The 18219-nt window shown below is 42.7% G+C and carries 18 protein-coding genes; 16 read left to right on the top strand and 2 right to left on the bottom strand.

Annotated features, from left to right (window positions below; genetic code table 11):
• Window positions 1-3 precede the first annotated feature (3 nt).
• Window positions 4-804 (bottom strand): IS3 family transposase, encoded by an 801-nt coding sequence (locus tag SGRA_RS02870; RefSeq protein ID WP_245538676.1) that lies wholly within the window; start codon window positions 802-804, stop codon window positions 4-6.
• Window positions 805-809: 5 nt separating this feature from the next.
• Complete coding sequence (tnpA, locus tag SGRA_RS02865) at window positions 810-1109, bottom strand: IS66 family insertion sequence element accessory protein TnpA (protein ID WP_014373175.1); 300 nt, start codon at window positions 1107-1109, stop codon at window positions 810-812.
• Window positions 1110-1156: 47 nt separating this feature from the next.
• Here tnpA and SGRA_RS21165 point away from each other — a divergent pair, with 47 nt between their 5' ends.
• The 16 genes from SGRA_RS21165 (at window position 1157) to SGRA_RS02780 (ending at window position 18204) form a co-directional block, all read left to right on the top strand.
• Window positions 1157-3769 (top strand): RHS repeat domain-containing protein, encoded by a 2613-nt coding sequence (locus SGRA_RS21165; RefSeq protein ID WP_014373649.1) that lies wholly within the window; start codon window positions 1157-1159, stop codon window positions 3767-3769.
• Between the two features lie 19 nt (window positions 3770-3788).
• On the top strand, window positions 3789-4331 hold the full coding sequence (locus tag SGRA_RS02855; RefSeq protein ID WP_148268252.1) for a hypothetical protein: 543 nt from the start codon (window positions 3789-3791) through the stop codon (window positions 4329-4331).
• Between the two features lie 584 nt (window positions 4332-4915).
• Complete coding sequence (locus tag SGRA_RS21160; RefSeq protein WP_014373646.1) at window positions 4916-6502, top strand: polymorphic toxin type 44 domain-containing protein; 1587 nt, start codon at window positions 4916-4918, stop codon at window positions 6500-6502.
• Window positions 6486-7016 (top strand): toxin-antitoxin system YwqK family antitoxin, encoded by a 531-nt coding sequence (locus SGRA_RS02845; RefSeq protein ID WP_014373645.1) that lies wholly within the window; start codon window positions 6486-6488, stop codon window positions 7014-7016. Before SGRA_RS21160 ends, SGRA_RS02845 begins: the two co-directional genes overlap by 17 nt.
• A 488-nt stretch (window positions 7017-7504) precedes the next feature.
• Complete coding sequence (locus tag SGRA_RS21150) at window positions 7505-9049, top strand: RHS repeat domain-containing protein (protein WP_014373643.1); 1545 nt, start codon at window positions 7505-7507, stop codon at window positions 9047-9049.
• Complete coding sequence (locus SGRA_RS02830; protein WP_041329457.1) at window positions 9003-9386, top strand: hypothetical protein; 384 nt, start codon at window positions 9003-9005, stop codon at window positions 9384-9386. The genes SGRA_RS21150 and SGRA_RS02830 overlap by 47 nt, the downstream gene beginning before the upstream one ends.
• Before the next feature lie 446 nt (window positions 9387-9832).
• Window positions 9833-11110 (top strand): RHS repeat-associated core domain-containing protein, encoded by a 1278-nt coding sequence (locus tag SGRA_RS21140; protein WP_014373641.1) that lies wholly within the window; start codon window positions 9833-9835, stop codon window positions 11108-11110.
• Between the two features lie 4 nt (window positions 11111-11114).
• Window positions 11115-11699 carry a hypothetical protein gene (locus SGRA_RS02820; RefSeq protein WP_014373640.1) on the top strand — a complete coding sequence of 195 codons (585 nt, stop codon included), beginning with the start codon at window positions 11115-11117 and terminating at the stop codon, window positions 11697-11699.
• Window positions 11700-12309: 610 nt separating this feature from the next.
• Window positions 12310-14193 (top strand): acetate--CoA ligase, encoded by a 1884-nt coding sequence (locus tag SGRA_RS02815; RefSeq protein WP_014373639.1) that lies wholly within the window; start codon window positions 12310-12312, stop codon window positions 14191-14193.
• A gap of 118 nt (window positions 14194-14311) precedes the next feature.
• Window positions 14312-14698, top strand: coding sequence for a DUF7793 family protein (locus SGRA_RS02810; protein WP_014373638.1), 387 nt, complete (start codon window positions 14312-14314; stop codon window positions 14696-14698).
• Between the two features lie 88 nt (window positions 14699-14786).
• Window positions 14787-15182: a DUF7793 family protein gene (locus SGRA_RS02805; RefSeq protein ID WP_014373637.1), complete on the top strand. Its 396-nt coding sequence runs from the start codon at window positions 14787-14789 to the stop codon at window positions 15180-15182.
• Window positions 15179-15562: a DUF7793 family protein gene (locus SGRA_RS02800; RefSeq protein ID WP_014373636.1), complete on the top strand. Its 384-nt coding sequence runs from the start codon at window positions 15179-15181 to the stop codon at window positions 15560-15562. The genes SGRA_RS02805 and SGRA_RS02800 overlap by 4 nt, the downstream gene beginning before the upstream one ends.
• Window positions 15563-15568: 6 nt before the next feature.
• On the top strand, window positions 15569-15952 hold the full coding sequence (locus SGRA_RS02795; RefSeq protein ID WP_014373635.1) for a DUF7793 family protein: 384 nt from the start codon (window positions 15569-15571) through the stop codon (window positions 15950-15952).
• 6 nt (window positions 15953-15958) lie between these two features.
• Complete coding sequence (locus tag SGRA_RS02790; protein WP_014373634.1) at window positions 15959-16342, top strand: DUF7793 family protein; 384 nt, start codon at window positions 15959-15961, stop codon at window positions 16340-16342.
• Between the two features lie 5 nt (window positions 16343-16347).
• Entirely contained in the window at window positions 16348-16731 is a 384-nt protein-coding gene (locus tag SGRA_RS02785; protein WP_014373633.1) for a DUF7793 family protein, read from the top strand.
• Window positions 16732-16767: 36 nt separating this feature from the next.
• Window positions 16768-18204, top strand: a complete 1437-nt coding sequence (locus SGRA_RS02780; protein ID WP_014373632.1) for a RapZ C-terminal domain-containing protein — start codon at window positions 16768-16770, stop codon at window positions 18202-18204.
• Window positions 18205-18219 lie beyond the last annotated feature (15 nt).

Here is an 18219-nt window from a genome sequence, read left to right as displayed (position 1 = left end):
ATACTATACATCTAACATCGTCCTTTCAAAGTCATATGGGCTAATATTTCCCAAACTTTGGTGGGGACGATTAAAATTGTAGTGCTGAGACCAGTTTTGAATTTCCTCATTTAGTTCTTCTAAGGAGTGGAACCAAGATAAATTTAAACACTCTGTTCTCAAAGTTTTATTTAATCGCTCAATAAATGCATTTTGAGTAGGTTTTCCTGGCTGGATGAACTTCAATTCAATATCATGTTTTTTGGCCCAGGCAGCTAGCTTTTTAGAGATGAATTCTGGCCCATTATCGCAACGAATATAGTCAGGTTTTCCTCTGTAATCCAGTACTTTATCAAGTACATCAGTAAGCTTTTTTGCAGAGATACTTTGATGGGCTTCTGTCCACAAAGCTCGCCTTGAGGTCTCATCCATAATGTTGATAATTCGGACCGATTTCTTATCTGAGCTCATGACCCAATCGCTTAAAAAATCCATAGACCAACCCTTATTTACCTCCTTGGGCAAAGAGATAGGTTCAAATTTTCTGCGAATACGCTGACGCTTTGGCCGCTGTCTCAAGTTTAATTTTTCTCTCTTCCAGATTCTATACACCTTCTTATGGTTGAAGGTAACACCTTGATTTCTAATGTAATGAAAAACCTTCCAAAAGCCCCAAGCTAAATATTCTTTCGTGACTTCATGCAATAATTTAGCAATTTGATCATCAACTTCTTCGGGCCGATGACCTGATTTTCGTTTATAATATGTTTGACGACGAAACCCCAAAACGACACAAATCCGACGCACACTGTACTTCTTGGACAGCTCGTCTATGACTCTTTCTTGTCTTTTGGGGTTAAGTACTTTTTTGCCATTGCATAGCCCTCTTCTAAAATTTCATAATTCATGCTTAAGTCTGCATACATCTTTTTTAAACGAGCATTTTGGGCCTCTAATTCCTTGATTAAACGCTCCTTATCGTCAACTTCCTGCTCTTTAGATCTTTTCCATTTATAGAAAGTGGCTGGGCTTATTTGGTGCTTTCTACACAAATCTGCTACGCTAAGGCCGCTGTCGTGCTCAGCTAAAATTGATAACTTCTGCTTTTCCGTGAATTTACTTTTTCGCATCCTTTTAGTTTTTGTTCTTTAAGATAATTATTTTCTATAACTAATGGTTGCTTTTTTGGGCAGGCTACAAAGGCTTTAGCCTAGAATATGCCTATGATTTAGTGTCGGGGAATGTTCGGGAGGTGGCCTATCAGGCCGGGGAAGCGGATGCGTTTTATCATAAGTACAGTTATGATGCGGACAATCGTCTTCGTTTGGCCTATAGTTCAGAGGATGGTCGTTTGTGGCAGAAGGAGGCGCGTTATTACTATTATGCGCATGGACCATTGGCGAGAGTGGAGTTGGGGGAAGAGCTATTGGGCTCTGATTATCGCTATAGCCTGCAGGGCTGGATTATTGGGGTGAATGGCTTGGTGAAGAATGCGGTTTGGACAGATCCTGGAGCGGATGGTCATGAGACGGGCCGTCATCGCTGGTTTAGTCGAGATGAGTATGCTTATGGCTTGGGCTATAATGAGTTGGCCTATACGCCAATTGGGGGCTCATCTTTGATAGATGGAGCGGCATGGGGTGATATGTCAGGAGATATTCTATCGAAAGATGGAGTTTCTGGCTTGTTTAATGGCAATATCGCCTATATGCAGACGGCTTTGCCACAATTGGCTCGAGAGGGGATGGGTTCAGGTAGTTATGCTAGTGCGTATCAGTATGATCAGTTGCATCGGATCGTGAGTTCAGAAGGGTATTCTTACTATAGCCCTAGAGCATATTGGACAAAAAGATGCGCCATAGGAGATTGTGAAGCACGGTCATCATATAGCTATGATGCGAATGGAAATATCTTGAGTTTATCGCGTTATGCCAGAGGGAATCAGATAGATGATTTAAGCTATCATTATACTTATGATGTTGATCCTGCACAATTGCCAGAGGTTTCTAGCCAAGCTACAGGGCAGTTGTATAATAACCAATTGCAGTATGTAACGGATGGCGTAGGGGCGTCAACGGTAGGCGATTTGACTAGTCAGCCAGGACAAGATGGGGTAGTAGCTTTGTATTCACAGAACTATGTGTATGACGAAATCGGCAATTTGGTTCGAGATAGCTCGGAGCAGATTGAGGAGATAGTTTGGAACGTACAGGGTAAGGTTCAAGAGGTTCGTTTTGAGGTGGGCAAGCCGGGCCCCTCGGTCTTGCAATATGAGTATGACCCCATGGGTAATCGCTTGGCCAAGAAGAAATTGTATGTAGATGGTCCTGTAGATATTCGATCGGAGGGGCAGTATTATGTCCGTGACCCTCAGGGGAATGTGCTGGCGGTTTATCAGTACAATGAAGAAAATATTGCGCTGGTCGATGACAAAGATAGTTTGTATTTAGAGGAGCTGCATTTATATGGCTCGGCCCGTTTGGGAATCTTGAAAAAAGCCTTAGCTTTAAGGTATCGGGATGAGTCGGGGGCCGTTGGTTTGCCTGCTGGGAGTCTGCTCAAAACGGCTTTGGCGCAAAGTAGCTACCAGCAACTAGAGCTGGGCCGCCGCCGCTACGAGCTCTCCAACCACCTAGGCAATGTACTGGCTACGGTCAGTGATAAATCTTTGGGCCAAGACAGCAGCCAAACGGGACAGGCAGATTATTATTTGGCGCAGGTATCTTCGGCTAGTTTGTACTACCCATTTGGTTGGGAAATGCCTGGGCGTAAGTTTGTGAGTGGGGAGGGCTATCGTTTTGGGTTTAATGGGGTGGAGCAAGAAGATGAAGTAAGTGAGGGTAGTTATACTACAACCTATCGCTCTTTAGATACTAGAGTTGGGCGCTGGAGATCTGTTGACCCTGCGGCAAGTTTATACTACTCTTGGTCGCCTTATAATCTTTCAATGAATAATCCAGTAACTAATACAGATCCTTCTGGTGCCACTGTAGTGTATGGTAATGAACAAGCAGAAAGAGATATTGAATCAAGAACATCTAAAGAGATAGAATTAACTGATGATTTATGGAAGAAAGCAGGTAGGAAGCAACGGAAAAAATGGAAGAAGTCGGGGATAAGTGTAGGCAGTAAAATTAGCAATCCTAAGTATAACGAAACCTTTGCAAGTTACATTGACCACCTTCACAGTTTAGAGGAAACATATACAATTAGTTACTCTTCTACAGAAGAAGGTGGTTTTTATTCAACTGCAGAAATAGGTAAATTTGAAATTAAATATGGTAGTATGTCTGAGCACTATGGAGGTAATCGATTTCATACTTTGTTTGAGGAAGTGCATCATGCATTTTCATTTTCAAAAGGTCACTTTGGAATGAGTACCCTTAGTGAAAAGGGAATTGCTATGAGAAATTATGATGTATATGATGAACTAGATGCAAAAATATTTTCTTTGGAAGCTGGAAGTATATCTCCAACATACACTTACAGTTTTGAGGAAAATGGAACTCCTCTAGATTTGGAAGTACCTACAACTCTTGGAATGATCAATAACAGAAGCTTAACTAAAGAACAAAAAGCAAGTTTTCTTGTAGATAGAAAGAGATATACTGTTACTGGAGTTGCATTTCCTGGCACTGGTAAAGAATCCCAAATTTCAACGCGACTACCATTGGGTGGCGATTATGATGCATATTTTAAAGGTTCTAATAGAAATACTAAAATTGTAAATGATGGTGTACAAATTAAGAGTTTTTCAAAAGACATGCAGTTATATCCTTTTCAGCAATAAGTTGAAGGAAAGGGTTTTAATGATGTTGATTGTAGTTTTATGTAGTGTTTTTGGTAATTCTCAGGTAGGTAGTTCTAAGTTTACGAATATTCAAAATCCTAAAAGTAGTAAGAATGAATGGGATGTAATAGAATCTGGTAACAAGAAAGAGAAAACTATATTACTAGAGGCAATGACAAACTACGTTATTACATTTACTATACAAAGTAAAGTGTCAAAGGGTAAATGTGATTGTTTCGAGTGGTCAAGAAATTGTTACCTTTACCAATTTACAATTGATTCAATATTATATTTGGAAAATGATAAGAACTTTGACTTAAGTTCATTGAAAAATCTTCAATATTTTAGTAGTATTAACCCATACCTACGAATAGGAGTTAGTCATACTGCTTTATTTAGGGATGGTCAAACTAATAAATATATTTCATTAGAAAGGTTGTTGCCAGTAATAAATAATGAAAATTTATCTTTTAGTAAAGAAGTAATGTCCTTAGCTGGAGAGTGTAGTTGTGTAGGAAAGAAAAAGTATCCATTTTATAATTTTTTTAAAAATAAAAATTGATAGGCGGATCCGCCATACGTAGTTTACGTCTATACTCGGCTAATTTTGCGAGACAAAAATCACAGAGCTCGCTGATTGTTTTCTAGCTTTTACATTTAATGTCTTTATCAGTGTTGTTTTTGGGGCCTCCGCTGTGGCTTCGCCTTGCGGCGCTACGTTCGGCAGCTCGCTGCTCGCTCGGCCCTGCGCAAAAAACAAGTTTTTGCTTGGTCTGCGGCTTTGCCGCACTGCCTACCATCGCTAGGCCAGTCGCTTCGCTCCTTCTAGACGCAGGAAATTAGTTTTGCTAGTTATGGGCCGATGGTTTTAACCTTCGGCTCATTTTTATTGCGTTTAGTATGGCCTTTTTTGTTGCTGTAGGTTTCAACCTACAGGTATAGATATCCATCCTACAGGCGGCGAAGCCGCCGCAAAGGAGCGAAGCGACTTGGCCTAGGGGCCTGCAAGGGTGCCGCGCAGCGGCAGACCAAGGGCGAAGCCCGCAGGGCCGAGCAGACCTGCGAGCCCTGCAAGGGCCCGGCCGCCGCAGGCGGCAGGCCCCAAAAACATCCTCACAGAACTATGTATATGACGAAATCGGCAATTTGGTTCGAGATAGCTCGGAGCAGATTGAGGAGATAGTCTGGAACGTACAAGGCAAGCTGCAAGAGGTTCATTTTGAGGCAGGCAAGCCGGGTCCCTCGGTCTTGCAATATGAGTACGACCCCATGGGCAACCGCTTGGCTAAGAAGAAATTGTATGTTGATGGTCCTGTAGATATTCGGTCAGAGGGGCAGTATTATGTCCGTGACCCGCAGGGGAATGTGCTGGCGGTTTATCAGTACAACGAAGAAAATATTGCGCTGGTCGATGACAAAGATAGTTTGCATTTGGACGAGCTGCATTTATATGGCTCTGCCCGTTTGGGAATCTTGAAAAAAGCCTTAGCTTTAAGGTATCGGGATGAGTCGGGCACGGCTAATTGGTCTATTAGAACATTAGCCAAAACGGCTTTGGCGCAAAGCAGCTACCAGCAACTAGAGCTGGGCCGCCGCCGCTACGAGCTGTCCAACCACCTAGGTAATGTATTGGCTACGGTCAGCGATAAATCCTTGGGCCAAGACAGCAGCCAAACTGGGCAGGCAGATTATTATTTGGCGCAGGTTTCTTCGGCAAGTTTGTACTACCCATTTGGTTGGGAAATGCCTGGGCGCAAGTTTGTGAGTGGGGAGGAGTATCGTTTTGGGTTTAATGGGCAAGAGGAGGATCCTGATATTGCAGAGGGACATACTACTGCTTTGTATTGGGAGTATGATAGCCGAATAGCTAGAAGGTGGAATGTGGATCCAAGGCCTGTGACGTCTATTAGTCCTTATAACACCTTTCAAGGTAATCCGATCATTATGTCTGATGCTTTAGGCGATACAAGTATATACAGCAGTATCAGTGGAAAGTTAATTGAACGAAGGGAAATGAATATGTCTATTTTGCAAAGTCCAGTCTATGTAGTGAATGATCAATCAAAGAATTATGATTCGGATAATCCATTTAAGACTGCTGAGCCTTTGAAATATTCTATAGGTAATAAGAAAGATAAAGAGGCTGGTCGGTTGGCAGGGATTACAGGAAATTCTTTCCGAAAAAATCATCCATTAAGGGCTCAGAGACAGGAAGTAACTGGACGCTTTGCAGCTCCCGTTGGAGGACAAGTTTATCAAGAAGACCTTCTGGATATGAGTGTAGAATTTAATAGTTTAGTACTTGACTATGAAAGTTTATTCAGGGCAGAAGGTGATAAATATGATGTGCGTCATACTCAAAATTTACTTGCTGAAATGATATTTACAGTTAGAGGAGACTGGAACTTTGCGAATTTAGTGACTGATAATGCGCCCTTTGACTTGAAGAGTACAAGCAGATCTAACTTAGATAAAATTCCTTCGTACGCTGCGATTGTAATTGGAGAATGGTCAATGTTGAATGGAAGACTGACAAGGTATGATGACTATGGGAATATATCTTATGGCTACTGGGGGCGAGCATATGGATACACTACTAAAACGTTATTGAGAGGGTCAAATGATAACCAGATTAAGAAGGATGAAAGTGGCCAAACTGATGGAAATGGTGATGAGCAAAGAGATATTGATGCAATTAAAATGGGTATAAAACAATATGACAACAAACGTTAAATATTTATTGATTCCTCTATTGGCTTTAATTGTTATTTCTTGTTTTAAGGTGAAAGAGGTTAGCTGTGAATTAACATACTATGACAAGTTCTTGTTAAAATACAAGGATAGCAAAGGGCTTGTGACGGGAAAGGTAGTTTGCTTTTATGAGGATGGGAGTGTTTCTAGTAGAGGAACGTATAAAAATGGTATTAAGGATGGTAGCTGGGAAATTTACGACCATAGTGGAACCGTAATACAGAACGGCACTTACTCTGTGGATAGTCAATTAACTAGATTCTTCGAAAAATTCATGAAAGCCTCATTGGTTCATATTAACCAATGGAAGGAGGGAGAAGTAGAGATCTTGGATTTTTATATTTATAAAATGAAGCCATGCAATTTTTCGCTAGATATCCAAAAAAGAGTTGAAACTTACTTAAAATCATATATGGCTTCTAAGGGACTAAATACTAAACGAGCTCATTTAAATATTGTCTGTGAAGGGCAGACACAAATAATTAGCTTGCTATAGTAATGAAAGTGGAGTGTGCCCATCCTGAATCGCCTCCATTTTATGGCTTATGCTTTCGAGGCATAGCCTCAAGCCAGCTGGATTGCTAGGATCTCTTGTTGTGCCGTTTATAAATTGGCTGCTGGTTTTAACCTGCAGCCACAGCTAGCAGGCGGCGAAGCCGCCGCAGGCAAAGGCCAAATGAAAGCCCTGCCACTTCTATCCTTTGCTTTAATTTCTTGCTATTCTGCGTTATTTTTCTCAGCCATAGCTACGGCTATGCCTTTAAAAAATGCCTTGACTAGCCTAAAATTTTTATCAAAGGATGGCCGAAGCGCAGAACTTCCATTCGGCCTAGGGGCCTGCAAGGGTGCCGCGCAGCGGCAGACCCAGCCAGCTTGCTGGCGCAGGGCCGAGCAGACCTGCGAGCCCTGCAAGGGCCCGGCCGCCGTAGGCGGCAGGCCCCAAAAACATCCTCAGAAAACTATGAATATGATGAAATCGGCAATTTGGTTCGAGATAGCTCGGAGCAGATTGAGGAGATAGTTTGGAACGTAGAAGGTAAGGTTCAAGAGGTTCATTTTGAGGCGGGTAAGCCGGGCCCCTCGATCTTGCAATATGAGTATGACCCCATGGGCAACCGCTTGGCCAAAAAGAAATTGTATGTAGATGGTCCTGTAGATATTCGGTCAGAGGGGCAGTATTATGTCCGTGACCCTCAGGGGAATGTGCTGGCAGTTTATCAATTTAATGAAGCGGATATAGCTGTAGTTGGGGATAGAGATAGTCTTTATCTGGAGGAGCTACATTTATATGGCTCGGCCTGTTTGGGAATCTTGAAAAAAGCCTTAGCTTTAAGGTATCGGGATGAGTCGGGCACGGCTAATTGGTCTATTAGAACATTAGCCAAAACGGCTTTGGCGCAAAGCAGCTATCAGCAACTAGAGCTGGGCCGCCGCCGCTACGAGCTGTCCAACCACCTAGGCAACGTTCTGGCTACGGTCAGTGATAAATCTTTGGGCCAAGACAGCAGCCAAACTGGACAGGCAGATTATTATCTGGCGCAGGTTTTTTCTGCAAGCCTATACTACCCATTTGGTTGGGAAATGCCTGGGCGTAAGTTTGTGAGTGGGGAGGGGTATCGTTTTGGGTTTAATGGGAAGGAAGGAAATCCTGAGATTGCAGATGGAAACCTTGACTTTGGCGCAAGAAATTATGATGGGAGAATTGGCCGATGGTGGTCTGTGGATCCTTTACAATCGAAGTACCCTGGAATGAGTCCCTATAATGGCATAGGGAACAACCCTATAATTTATGTTGATCCTGACGGAAAAGATATTGTAGTGACAATAAGAGATGTAAAAAATGCTAAAGGAACAGTGATAAGGCGTATTGTAGACGTTGAAGTTAATGTTGCTGTTGTTAATTTAAGTAGGAAGGGAGATTATGAATATCAGTCTGGTAGCATAAATTTAAGTTCCATGAACGATAAAAAAGTCTTTAGCACAAAACTGAACGAGAGGGTTAATTATAGGTATACTACACAAGATGGGATTAAAAATAGACTTACAGACGATAAAGTACCTATAGATATTAACGTGTCTGTTAATGTTAGGTCTGTTAACTCTATATCGGAAATTAAAGATGGAGAAAATATAGCAATTATCGTAGATGATATAACAGGAGATAAAGATGGGGGAATAACTCAAGGAAGAGCTAAAATGTACTCAGATATTATGTTATTAGAAGCAGATATTGATAGAGGAAGACTTAAAGAAGTTTTTCTACACGAACTGGGACACAATCTAGGACTCGAATTTGGATATAATGAACCTCATACTCTTGACGGGAAAGGGTTAATGGGGAGTCATGTTAACGGAGATTTATCTATCGATTCTAAAGCAAAAAGAGACTTATGGATTGTAAATGGTGTTTTAACAGAATATCCTAAAAAAGTGTATAAACATGAAGGAACAAAGGAACGGGCTAAAGATTTTCTTAAACGGTATGGAAAGTATCAGAATTCCAAAGCTAAAACTAAAGGGTTTAATTAGGTTGTTTTTTATAATAAATTTAGGTGTTTTATGCATGAAATGCATTAACCTCAAAAAGGAAGATCAGGTATTAGAACTAGAGGAAGAAGGAAAACAGCAGTTTTTAGTTTATTGCTCTTACTGTCATATTCCGAGATTAAGACATGTGGATTTTGAATTTTATATAAAAAAATTTCCTGAGAATAAAGTTTTAGCTATAGAGCTAGAAAAATGTATGAATAATAATGTTCACTTAGATTCAAAAGTAAGGGATTTGGGAGGAGATTCAATAACATTAAATTTGAATGCTATTGCAGCGTATCTTTTAAAAAAGGATAAAACCAATATTCTTCACTAGAATGTAGGCTTGCGTAGTAGAATTGAATATCATTGTTTTGCTATAGGGGCCTCCCGCCTTCGGCGGGCGCTACGTTTCGGGGCTCGCTGCTCGCTCGGCCCTGCGCGGGCTGCGCCCGCTGGGTCTGGCCTTCGGCCACCCCTGCACATCGCTAGGCCGTTTGGCCTTCGGCCATGGCGGCTTTGCCGCCTGCTGTTCATCGCCTAGGGACAAGCCCCTAGGCTAATCCCATGGAGTCAGCCCTAAAGGGCCTCAAATTATGATTTACGGCTTTGCTCTGTTGTGATTGCAGAGAAGGGCCATATCCAAAGGCCCTCGCAGAGGGCTGTCTAAAAAAGCTAGCCTAGGGGCTTGTCCCTAGGCGGTTATTGGCATTTTGCATATGAGCGGTTTATCAGTACAATGAAGAAAATATTGCGCTGGTCGATGACAAAGATAGTTTGTATTTGGATGAGCTGCATTTATATGGTTCGGCCCGTTTGGGGATCTTGAAAAAAGCCTTAGCTTTAAGGTATCGGGATGAGTCGGGCACGGCTAATTGGTCTATTAGAACATTAGCCAAAACCACTTTGGCGCAAAGCAGCTACCAGCAACTAGAGCTGGGCCGCCGCCGCTACGAGCTCTCCAACCACTTAGGCAACGTACTGGCTACGGTCAGTGATAAATCTTTGGGCCAAGACAGCAGCCAAACTGGGCAGGCAGATTATTATTTGGCGCAGGTTTCTTCGGCTAGTCTGTACTACCCATTTGGTTGGGAAATGCCTGGGCGCAAGTTTGTGAGTGGGGAGGAGTATCGTTTTGGGTTTAATGGGGTGGAAAAATCACCTGAAATTAGTGAGGGGCACAATACAACCTTCTTTAGAGAAATGGATGCTAGAATAGGCCGTTGGTGGTCAAACGATCCAGTTTTTCAGCCTCATCAATCGCCTTATAACATGATGGATGGTAATCCAATAATGTATAGTGACCCAAGAGGGGATAAAATTAAATGGGATAAAAAATCTTTAGGTAAAAAGGGCGTGAAAAGTCTAAAAGCAGGGGTGAGAAAATTAAAACGAAAATCTAAAACTTTTAGAAAAATTTGGAAGGATTTGAAAAAATCTAAGCATGTTCACACAATAAAGGACTTCAATGCTAATCCTCAAGGGCAGAATATGGTGGAGGTGCAAGACAATAATTATTCGGAGAAAGGTGTGGCTACGACTATCTATCTAAATCCTAGTTCTAAAATTGATGATATAGGTTACGAAAAAACACAAAGAATTGCGCATGAACTAGCACATGTTTGGAGGGCTGATCAAGGATTGGAGGCAGAAAGTATGAAGGACGGAGGTGATCAATTATTTTTTGATTCGCCTCTAGCTGCAGGGCGGGCTGCACTGTATGACTCCTATACTAGGAAGCATAAGATTATACGAGAATATGAAGCTCTACACATAGAAAACATAATAAGAGGAGAAATGGGAGAAAAGATACGACCAAAATACGGAGAAATGGCAGATATGCCATCCACTGCTATAGAAACAAACGAATCTTTTGGAAAAAAGAAATATGTAGTAGGAATTAGCCAGATTAGATTTTTAGAAGTTAAAGCTAAAAATCACTACGATTATAAGACTAAAAACCCTGATAGTTATAAACTTCTAAGAAAGAGGGGCTTTAAAAAAGAAGACATTCCTGTCACAAGTTATTTGTCACAAGAGTATTTGGATAATCGAAAGTAATGTTATGAGATTTATCGTGCTGTTTTTTGTTTTTTTTATTTCGTGCACTACGGGTAAAGATGTAATTGTTTCTGATTTAAAAAGATACCATTTTAAAAAGCGTTCTTGTAAAGATAATAATGATTCTTTGCTGTTCAATTTTCCAGAATATTTAACAGATACTATTTTCAATCCACTGTGGAAGGATTTTGATCAAGAGCGAAATATTAAATGGGACTTAATGTCTCATAGAGTATATATAGATGGAATAAGTATAAGGAGATCTTATATGGATGGTGATTCGATAAATACCATTTCGTATACTTCAAATGGGTTGTTAAGTGAGTCAGCATATCCTATTACGAAACATGATTCTTTTTTTTTAGATATTGGATCTCAGTGTATATTTTACTATCATCAAGATGATGGAAGTAATACTGATTTAGGCCATGAAACACATGTGTTGAAAAATAAAGGAGAGGTTGTTGGAATATTGATTATAACGAACGGAAGTGTGATGCATACCTCAAATCTGAATACGGATAGTTTTGATAAAACTATCGAAATGATTAGTTATTTGTTTAGGCTAGGTAAGCGCCCTACTAAATAGCGTAACTGTTTTTTACTGGAGAGCTAATTTATTTCATTTAAAATTTTGGGGCCTCCCGCCTACGGCGGGCGCTACGTTCGGCAGCTCGCTGTTCGCTCGGCCCTGCGCAAAAAACAAGTTTTTGCTTGGTCTGCGGCTTTGCCGCACTGCCTACCATCGCTAGGCCAGTCGCTTCGCTCCCTCTAGACGCAGGAAATTAGTTCCGCTAGTTATGGGCCGATGGTTTCCACCTTCGGCTCATTTTTATTGCGCTTAGTCTGGCCTACTTTGTTGCTGTGGGTTTCAACCCACTGGGATATACATCCATCCTACAGGCGGCGAAGCCGCCGCAGGCCTAGGGATGGGCAGCAGTGGCCGTTAGGCCAGACCGAGGCGCTGAAAGCGCCGAAGGGCCGAGCGAACAGCGAGCTGCGAAACAGCCCGGCCGCCTTTGGCGGCAGGCCCCAAAAAAAGAAAAAGCGTATAGCCTATTTTATTCTATGGAAAAGGGGGCGGATGGGCCAATAATGTTTTAGATGTGATCTAAATTACCTAATAATTTTGCAGACTTGAGTAAAATTGAGTACTATTATATAGATATTTAGATACACAACTGAAAAAAGCCTAGATTATGCCAGAGAAGACCTATGAATCGCTTTATAATTGGAGTATAGAGCAGCCGCAAGAATTTTGGAAAGCGCAAGCGCAGCGACTCGCTTGGCATAAGTTTCCGGAAAAGATATTGGATGAAAGTGGGGATTACCCGCAATGGTTTGGAGATGGGGAGTTGAATTTATCGGAGCTTTGTTTGGACAAGCATATTGCGGATGGATATGGGGAGGATACGGCCTTAATTTATGATTCGCCGGTGAGTCAGAGCAAGGCAAAGTATAGTTATAATGAATTGCGGGATTTGGTAGCGGCTTTTGCTGGTGGATTGCGAGAATTGGGTTTAGAGCCAGGAGATCGGGCGGTCATATATATGCCCATGATCCCTCAGGCAGTGGTGGCCATGTTGGCCTGTGCGCGTTTGGGGGTCACGCATTCGGTAGTATTTGGTGGATTTGCGGCCCATGAGTTAGCGATACGGATAGACGACTGCAAGCCCAAGGTATTGATTACGGCTTCTGCGGGAATAGAGATAGAGAAAATCATTCCTTATAAAGTATTGGTAGATGCGGCCTTAGAGGAGGCGGAATTTCCGCCCGAGAAGGTGGTATTATATAACAGACGGTTGGGGGTAGAGCATCCGGAGCGGGATTATGATGTTGATTTTGAGGAATTGCTCAAGGCGGAGCCTGTAGAGCCGGTGATGCTGAAGTCTACACATCCTTCTTACATTCTGTACACCTCGGGGACGACAGGAACGCCCAAGGGGGTTGTTCGGGACACGGGGGGCTATGCGACCGTCTTGCACTTTAGCATGCAGCATGTTTATGGATTGAAGCCTAGGGAAGTATTTTGGGCGGCTAGTGACATTGGCTGGGTAGTGGGGCACAGTTATATTGTATATGGGCCATTATTGCATCGGAATACGACCGTATTATTTGAGGGCAAGCCGATTCGGACGCCAGATGCGCGTACTTTTTGGCGGGTCATAGAAGAATACAAAGTATCGGTGATGTTTACTGCGCCCACGGCCATACGGGCGATCCGCAAAGAGGATCCTGAGGGGGCGTGGATCAAGAAGCATGACTTATCTTCCTTGCGGTTTCAGTTTTTGGCAGGAGAGCGATGTGATGCGGCTACATTGGAGTGGTTGCAGGGACAATTGCAGAAGCCTGTTATAGATCATTGGTGGCAGACCGAGTCGGGCTGGCCGATGTTGGCCAATATGGCGGGGCATGAGCTCTTGCCCATTAAGGCGGGCTCTGCGGGCAGGCCAGTTTGTGGCTTTGCCTTTGATATATTGGATGAGGAAGGGCAGGTATTGCCAGCGAACGCCGAGGGATTATTGAGTATTCGGACGCCATTGCCTCCGGGTTGTTTGATGGGGTTGTGGGAGAACTCAGAACGGTTTAAGAAGAGTTATTTTAGTCAGTTTGAAGGCTACTACAGTACTGGAGATGGCGCTTATATAGATGAAGAGGGCTACTACTTCATTACGGGGCGGGTAGATGATGTGATCAATGTGGCGGGTCATCGTTTGTCTACGGCAGAGATGGAAGAAGTATTGGCGGCTCATCCTGCGGTAGCTGAAGTGGCGGTCATTGGACGGGCATGTGAGCTCAAGGGGCAATTGCCGATGGCTTTTGTCGTTTGGCAGGGCCAAGAGGGGAGAGCGGAATCGGTTTTGGAGAAAGAGTTGGTTCAGTTGGTGCGGGCAAAGATTGGGGCGGTCGCTTCCTTGAAAGAGATTTTGCCCGTAGAGCGTTTGCCCAAAACTCGATCGGGTAAGACCTTGCGTCGCTTGCTACGTGATTTAGTAGATCAGCGGCCCTACAAAATGCCCTCGACAATAGATGATCCTGCGGTAATTCCTGAACTTCAGGCCAAGATACAGGCCTATCGCTAGAGTATAAAAGCCCCTAGAAAAGGGGCTTTTTTTGTCAGATAAATAGATGTTTTTCTAAAAAAAATAGCATCTTAGTAGGCGCTTCTAAAAGCAAACAGATTTTTAATAACTAATAGCTATGACAAAAAAAATAGATACAGAAGTAGGCTATCTACTTCAATTAGGGCCAAATATCGCCAAGGAGGTTTATTTAGTACCCGAGGTAAAGGATGTTGATATGGTCAAGAATCATGTTCAGAAGGGGCAGGAGATCTTTGGAGTAGGGGGGTATTGCCTGAGTGACATTCGCAAATTGAAGTCTATTAGCAGAGAGGTTAGAGAGTATATGAAGGAGCACTCTACAGTTACCGCTGTGGCCGTATTGGTGAATAGTGGTCTATCGAAGATGGTGAGTAATCTATTTATAAATATCAGTCGCCCCCCCTATGTAGCCAAAGCCTTTCAGAAAGAATCGGCGGCATTAAAGTGGTTGGAAGAACAAGGGGGAATCTTGTATTCTGAGTAGGGTTATGGCTTTGTCTTTCTAGGGAAATACTTGAACTTTCGGGAGTATCCATTTGTCTTTGTATTAGTACCAACAAGCGCCTAGATTTATGAAAAAGGAGGTAAACACAGATTTAGCGAGAGTATGGGCCTTGAGTCCAAATTTGATGAAAGAGGTCTATTATAGAACAAAAGCCAATGACATAGCGCTAGTGCGAGAGCATATTCGGCTTTGTCATGAGACATTTGGGCTAAAAAAATATTATATTACGGACATTCGCCTGCTAAAGTCGGCCTCTAGAGAAGCCCGAGAGTATATGCGGAATCATTCTGGAGCAGCGGCAGCGGCAATTATTGTGGGAGGAGGTTTATCCAAAATGGTAGGCAATATGTACATGAGTTTCAGTAAGCCCCTTTACCCTACTCGAATTTTTCGGGATGAAAAAAAGGCCATAGCTTGGTTGGTAGAGCAAGGGGCAGAGGCCCCAAAAAATATGCAGAGATGAAAAAAGTAATTACTCCATTAGGAGAAGCTTACCAATTGTCGGATAACCTAGTTAAGTCAGTTACTCTACTAGATAAAGTAAATGATTTAGAAGTTGTGAAAGAACATATTCGGTTATTAAGAGCTGAATATGGAGAGGGTTTATATTATCTATCCGATACACGTCTTGTAAAGCATGCGAACTTAGAAGTTCGAAAATATTTGGCTAAGCACAGCAGGGCAAAAGCAGCAGCTATATTAGCTATAAATAGTACAACAATTATGTTTAGCAACCTATTTATATCTTTTAGTAGGCCTCCCTATCCAACAAAACTTTTTAAAGAGGAAGCAGATGCGATTGCTTGGTTGGTAGAGCAAGGGGCCGAGGCCCCAAAAAAATAAAAATAGATGAAGACGACAACTACTCCTTTAGGCAAAGCCGAGCAACTATCTGATAACCTTATAAAGGTGACTACCTTAGTAAAGAAAGGGAATGATGTAGAGCTTGTTCGGCAGCATATAGGGTTGATTGAAGAGCATTTTGGAACAGACATTTACTATCTTTCCGATACGCGGGATGTACAGTACACTACTGTAGCCGTGCGTAAGTATTTGGCCAAAAACGTTAAAGCTCAAGCTGTAGCTGTACTCATAAAAAGTGGAACAGCGGCTATGTTGGCCAATTTATTTATTAGCTTTGGAAAGCCATTATACCCAACAAAACTTTTTAAAGAGGAAGCAGATGCGATTGCTTGGTTGGTAGAGCAAGGGGCAGAGGCCCCAAAAAAATAAAAATAGATGAAGACGACAACCACTCCTTTAGGCAAAGCCGAGCAACTATCTGATAACCTTATTAAGGTTACAACAGTATTGAAAAAAGCAACGGATATTAAGCTTGTACAGAGGCATGTAGAGGAGATAGAAGAACATTTTGGAATAGATCATTATTATCTCTCAGATCCTCGTAGTCTTATTTCTACCACCTTAGAGGTCCGTCAATATTTAGCCAATCAAAAAGAGATTAAAGCAATAGCGGTTCTAGTTAAAAATGGAACAACAGCTATGCTGGCCAATATGTTTGTTAGTTTTAGCCGGCCCTTATACCCCACTAAAGTCTTTAAGGATGAGACAAAAGCTATAGCCTGGTTGGTTAGTCAGGGGGCTAATGCGCCTAAAGAATAAAATATATGAAAAGGGTCAAAACAAACTTAGCAGAGGTTATACAATTGTCAGATAATATGATTAAGTCAACGGTTGTTGTTCCTTATGTTACAGAAGTAGAAGATATAAAAGAGCATATTCAAACGGTACATCAACACTTTGGAAAGAATATCTACTACCTATCCGATAGTCGCCAATTAAAGTCTTCTAGCACAGCCGTAAGAAAATATCTGGCAGAACATGGGGATGTAGCCGCTGCTGCAATTCTTGTAGGAAGTGCTTTAACAGCAATGATCGCAAATATATTTATTAGCTTTAATCGACCCACTTACCCCAACAAGATATTTAGCCGTGAAGCAGATGCCATGGCTTGGTTAGTAGAACAGGGGGCGATAGCTCCAAAAAACTAGTTTTTTTAGTAGTTTTGTCGCAGAACAATATCTACTATGAATCAAACTATACTCGAGCTTTATCAGGAGCATTTTGGCGAGGCGGCCCAGGGCGTTCAAGCGCTGCCTCTTTCTGGCTCCGACCGAAAATACTATCGTCTTTCTTCGCCCAATGGCCAAGCCTTAGGGGTAGAGAACCCCGCAGAAGAAGAGAACTTAGCTTTTGTCTCTTTTACCCAAAGTTTTCTGGATTTGGCCTTGCCAGTGCCCAAACTACTGGGCCAATCCTTGCCGCAAAACTGCTACTTAATAGAGGATCTGGGCCCCAATACCTTACTTCAAAGCCTAGAAGAGGCCCGCAAAAATGGAGAGGGACATTTTCCCGATCGCTTTTACAATTACTATAAAAATGCCCTGATTGCCTTGCTCGATATGCAGCTAGAGGGCCATAAGAAAATAGATTATAGCTTGGCCTATCCCAAGGCCGACTTTGACAAGCAATCTATGCAATGGGATTGCCAATCATTTAAGTATTGGTACTTGCTTCCCGCCAAAATTCCCTTTGATGCCGAAGCCCTAGAGCAGGATTTTGAGCACTTGGTCGATTTTCTGGCCCAAGCTCCCGCCAACTATTTCATGTTTCGAGATTTTCAGGCTAGGAATATCATGATCAAAAATGAGCGGCCTTACTTCATCGATTATCAGGGCGGCCGCCGTGGTCCTTTGCAATACGATTTGGTGTCCTTGCTTTTTCAGGCCAAGGCGCAGCTCTCGAATAAAGACCGTCAGCGTTTGCTGCAGGCCTATTTTCAGGCGCTCAAAGCGCGAGAGCCGCATTGGGACCGCCAAGAGTTTGAGCGCTACTATTTGGGCTTTGTGCTCTTGCGCAGTTTGCAGGTGTTGGGCGCTTATGGCTTTAAGGGGCATTACCAAAAGAAGGGGCATTTTTTGGCCAGTATTCCCTTTGCACTCGAAAATATTCGCTGGTTGCTCGAGCAAGATTTGTTGCCTTTGCCCGAGCTCAATCGCTTGCTCAAGGCCCTCATTCGGCAGCCAAAAGAGCAGCTGCCCAAGCCCAAAGAACAGGCGCTCCGTCTGCATATTTCCTCTTTTTCCTATAAAAGAGGCTTGCCCGAGGACCCCACGGGCGGACATGGGGCGGGCTTTATCTTCGATTGCCGATTTATCCATAATCCGGGCCGCTATGCTCCCTACAAAAAGAAAACGGGCCTAGATGAGGAGGTCAAACTCTTTTTGGTAGAAGATGGCGAAATCGAGCAGTTCTTAGCACAGATTTTCCCCATTATTGAGCGGGCCATACAAAAGTATTTGGATCGTGGACATTCCGACTTAGGAGTTCATTTCGGTTGCACGGGCGGCCAACATCGCTCGGTCTATTCTGCCGAGCGCTTACAGCAGTTTTTGCAAAGTCGTTTTGGTCCAGAACTCGACCTTCGTTTGCAGCACCGAGAACGTCCTCATTGGCCAAAATAGGCGGTTTGTTTTTAA

This window comes from Saprospira grandis str. Lewin (assembly GCF_000250635.1).
GTDB classification, from domain to species: domain Bacteria; phylum Bacteroidota; class Bacteroidia; order Chitinophagales; family Saprospiraceae; genus Saprospira; species Saprospira grandis.
Note: the sequence above shows the minus strand (reverse complement) of the source record. Positions and strands in the feature narration are given on the sequence as shown.

What these genes read in the sequence shown, in the direction of transcription:
- SGRA_RS02805 (WP_014373637.1), top strand. Translation starts at nt 14,787, where the DNA reads ATGAAAAAGGAGGTAAACACAGATTTAGCGAGAGTATGGGCCTTGAGT.
- SGRA_RS02810 (WP_014373638.1), top strand. Translation starts at nt 14,312, where the DNA reads ATGACAAAAAAAATAGATACAGAAGTAGGCTATCTACTTCAATTAGGG.
- SGRA_RS02800 (WP_014373636.1), top strand. Translation starts at nt 15,179, where the DNA reads ATGAAAAAAGTAATTACTCCATTAGGAGAAGCTTACCAATTGTCGGAT.
- SGRA_RS02855 (WP_148268252.1), top strand. Translation starts at nt 3,789, where the DNA reads ATGATGTTGATTGTAGTTTTATGTAGTGTTTTTGGTAATTCTCAGGTA.
- SGRA_RS02785 (WP_014373633.1), top strand. Translation starts at nt 16,348, where the DNA reads ATGAAAAGGGTCAAAACAAACTTAGCAGAGGTTATACAATTGTCAGAT.
- SGRA_RS02815 (WP_014373639.1), top strand. Translation starts at nt 12,310, where the DNA reads ATGCCAGAGAAGACCTATGAATCGCTTTATAATTGGAGTATAGAGCAG.
- SGRA_RS02820 (WP_014373640.1), top strand. Translation starts at nt 11,115, where the DNA reads ATGAGATTTATCGTGCTGTTTTTTGTTTTTTTTATTTCGTGCACTACG.
- SGRA_RS02795 (WP_014373635.1), top strand. Translation starts at nt 15,569, where the DNA reads ATGAAGACGACAACTACTCCTTTAGGCAAAGCCGAGCAACTATCTGAT.
- SGRA_RS02830 (WP_041329457.1), top strand. Translation starts at nt 9,003, where the DNA reads ATGGAAAGTATCAGAATTCCAAAGCTAAAACTAAAGGGTTTAATTAGG.
- tnpA (WP_014373175.1), bottom strand. Translation starts at nt 1,109, where the DNA reads ATGCGAAAAAGTAAATTCACGGAAAAGCAGAAGTTATCAATTTTAGCT.
- SGRA_RS02845 (WP_014373645.1), top strand. Translation starts at nt 6,486, where the DNA reads ATGACAACAAACGTTAAATATTTATTGATTCCTCTATTGGCTTTAATT.
- SGRA_RS02790 (WP_014373634.1), top strand. Translation starts at nt 15,959, where the DNA reads ATGAAGACGACAACCACTCCTTTAGGCAAAGCCGAGCAACTATCTGAT.
- SGRA_RS02780 (WP_014373632.1), top strand. Translation starts at nt 16,768, where the DNA reads ATGAATCAAACTATACTCGAGCTTTATCAGGAGCATTTTGGCGAGGCG.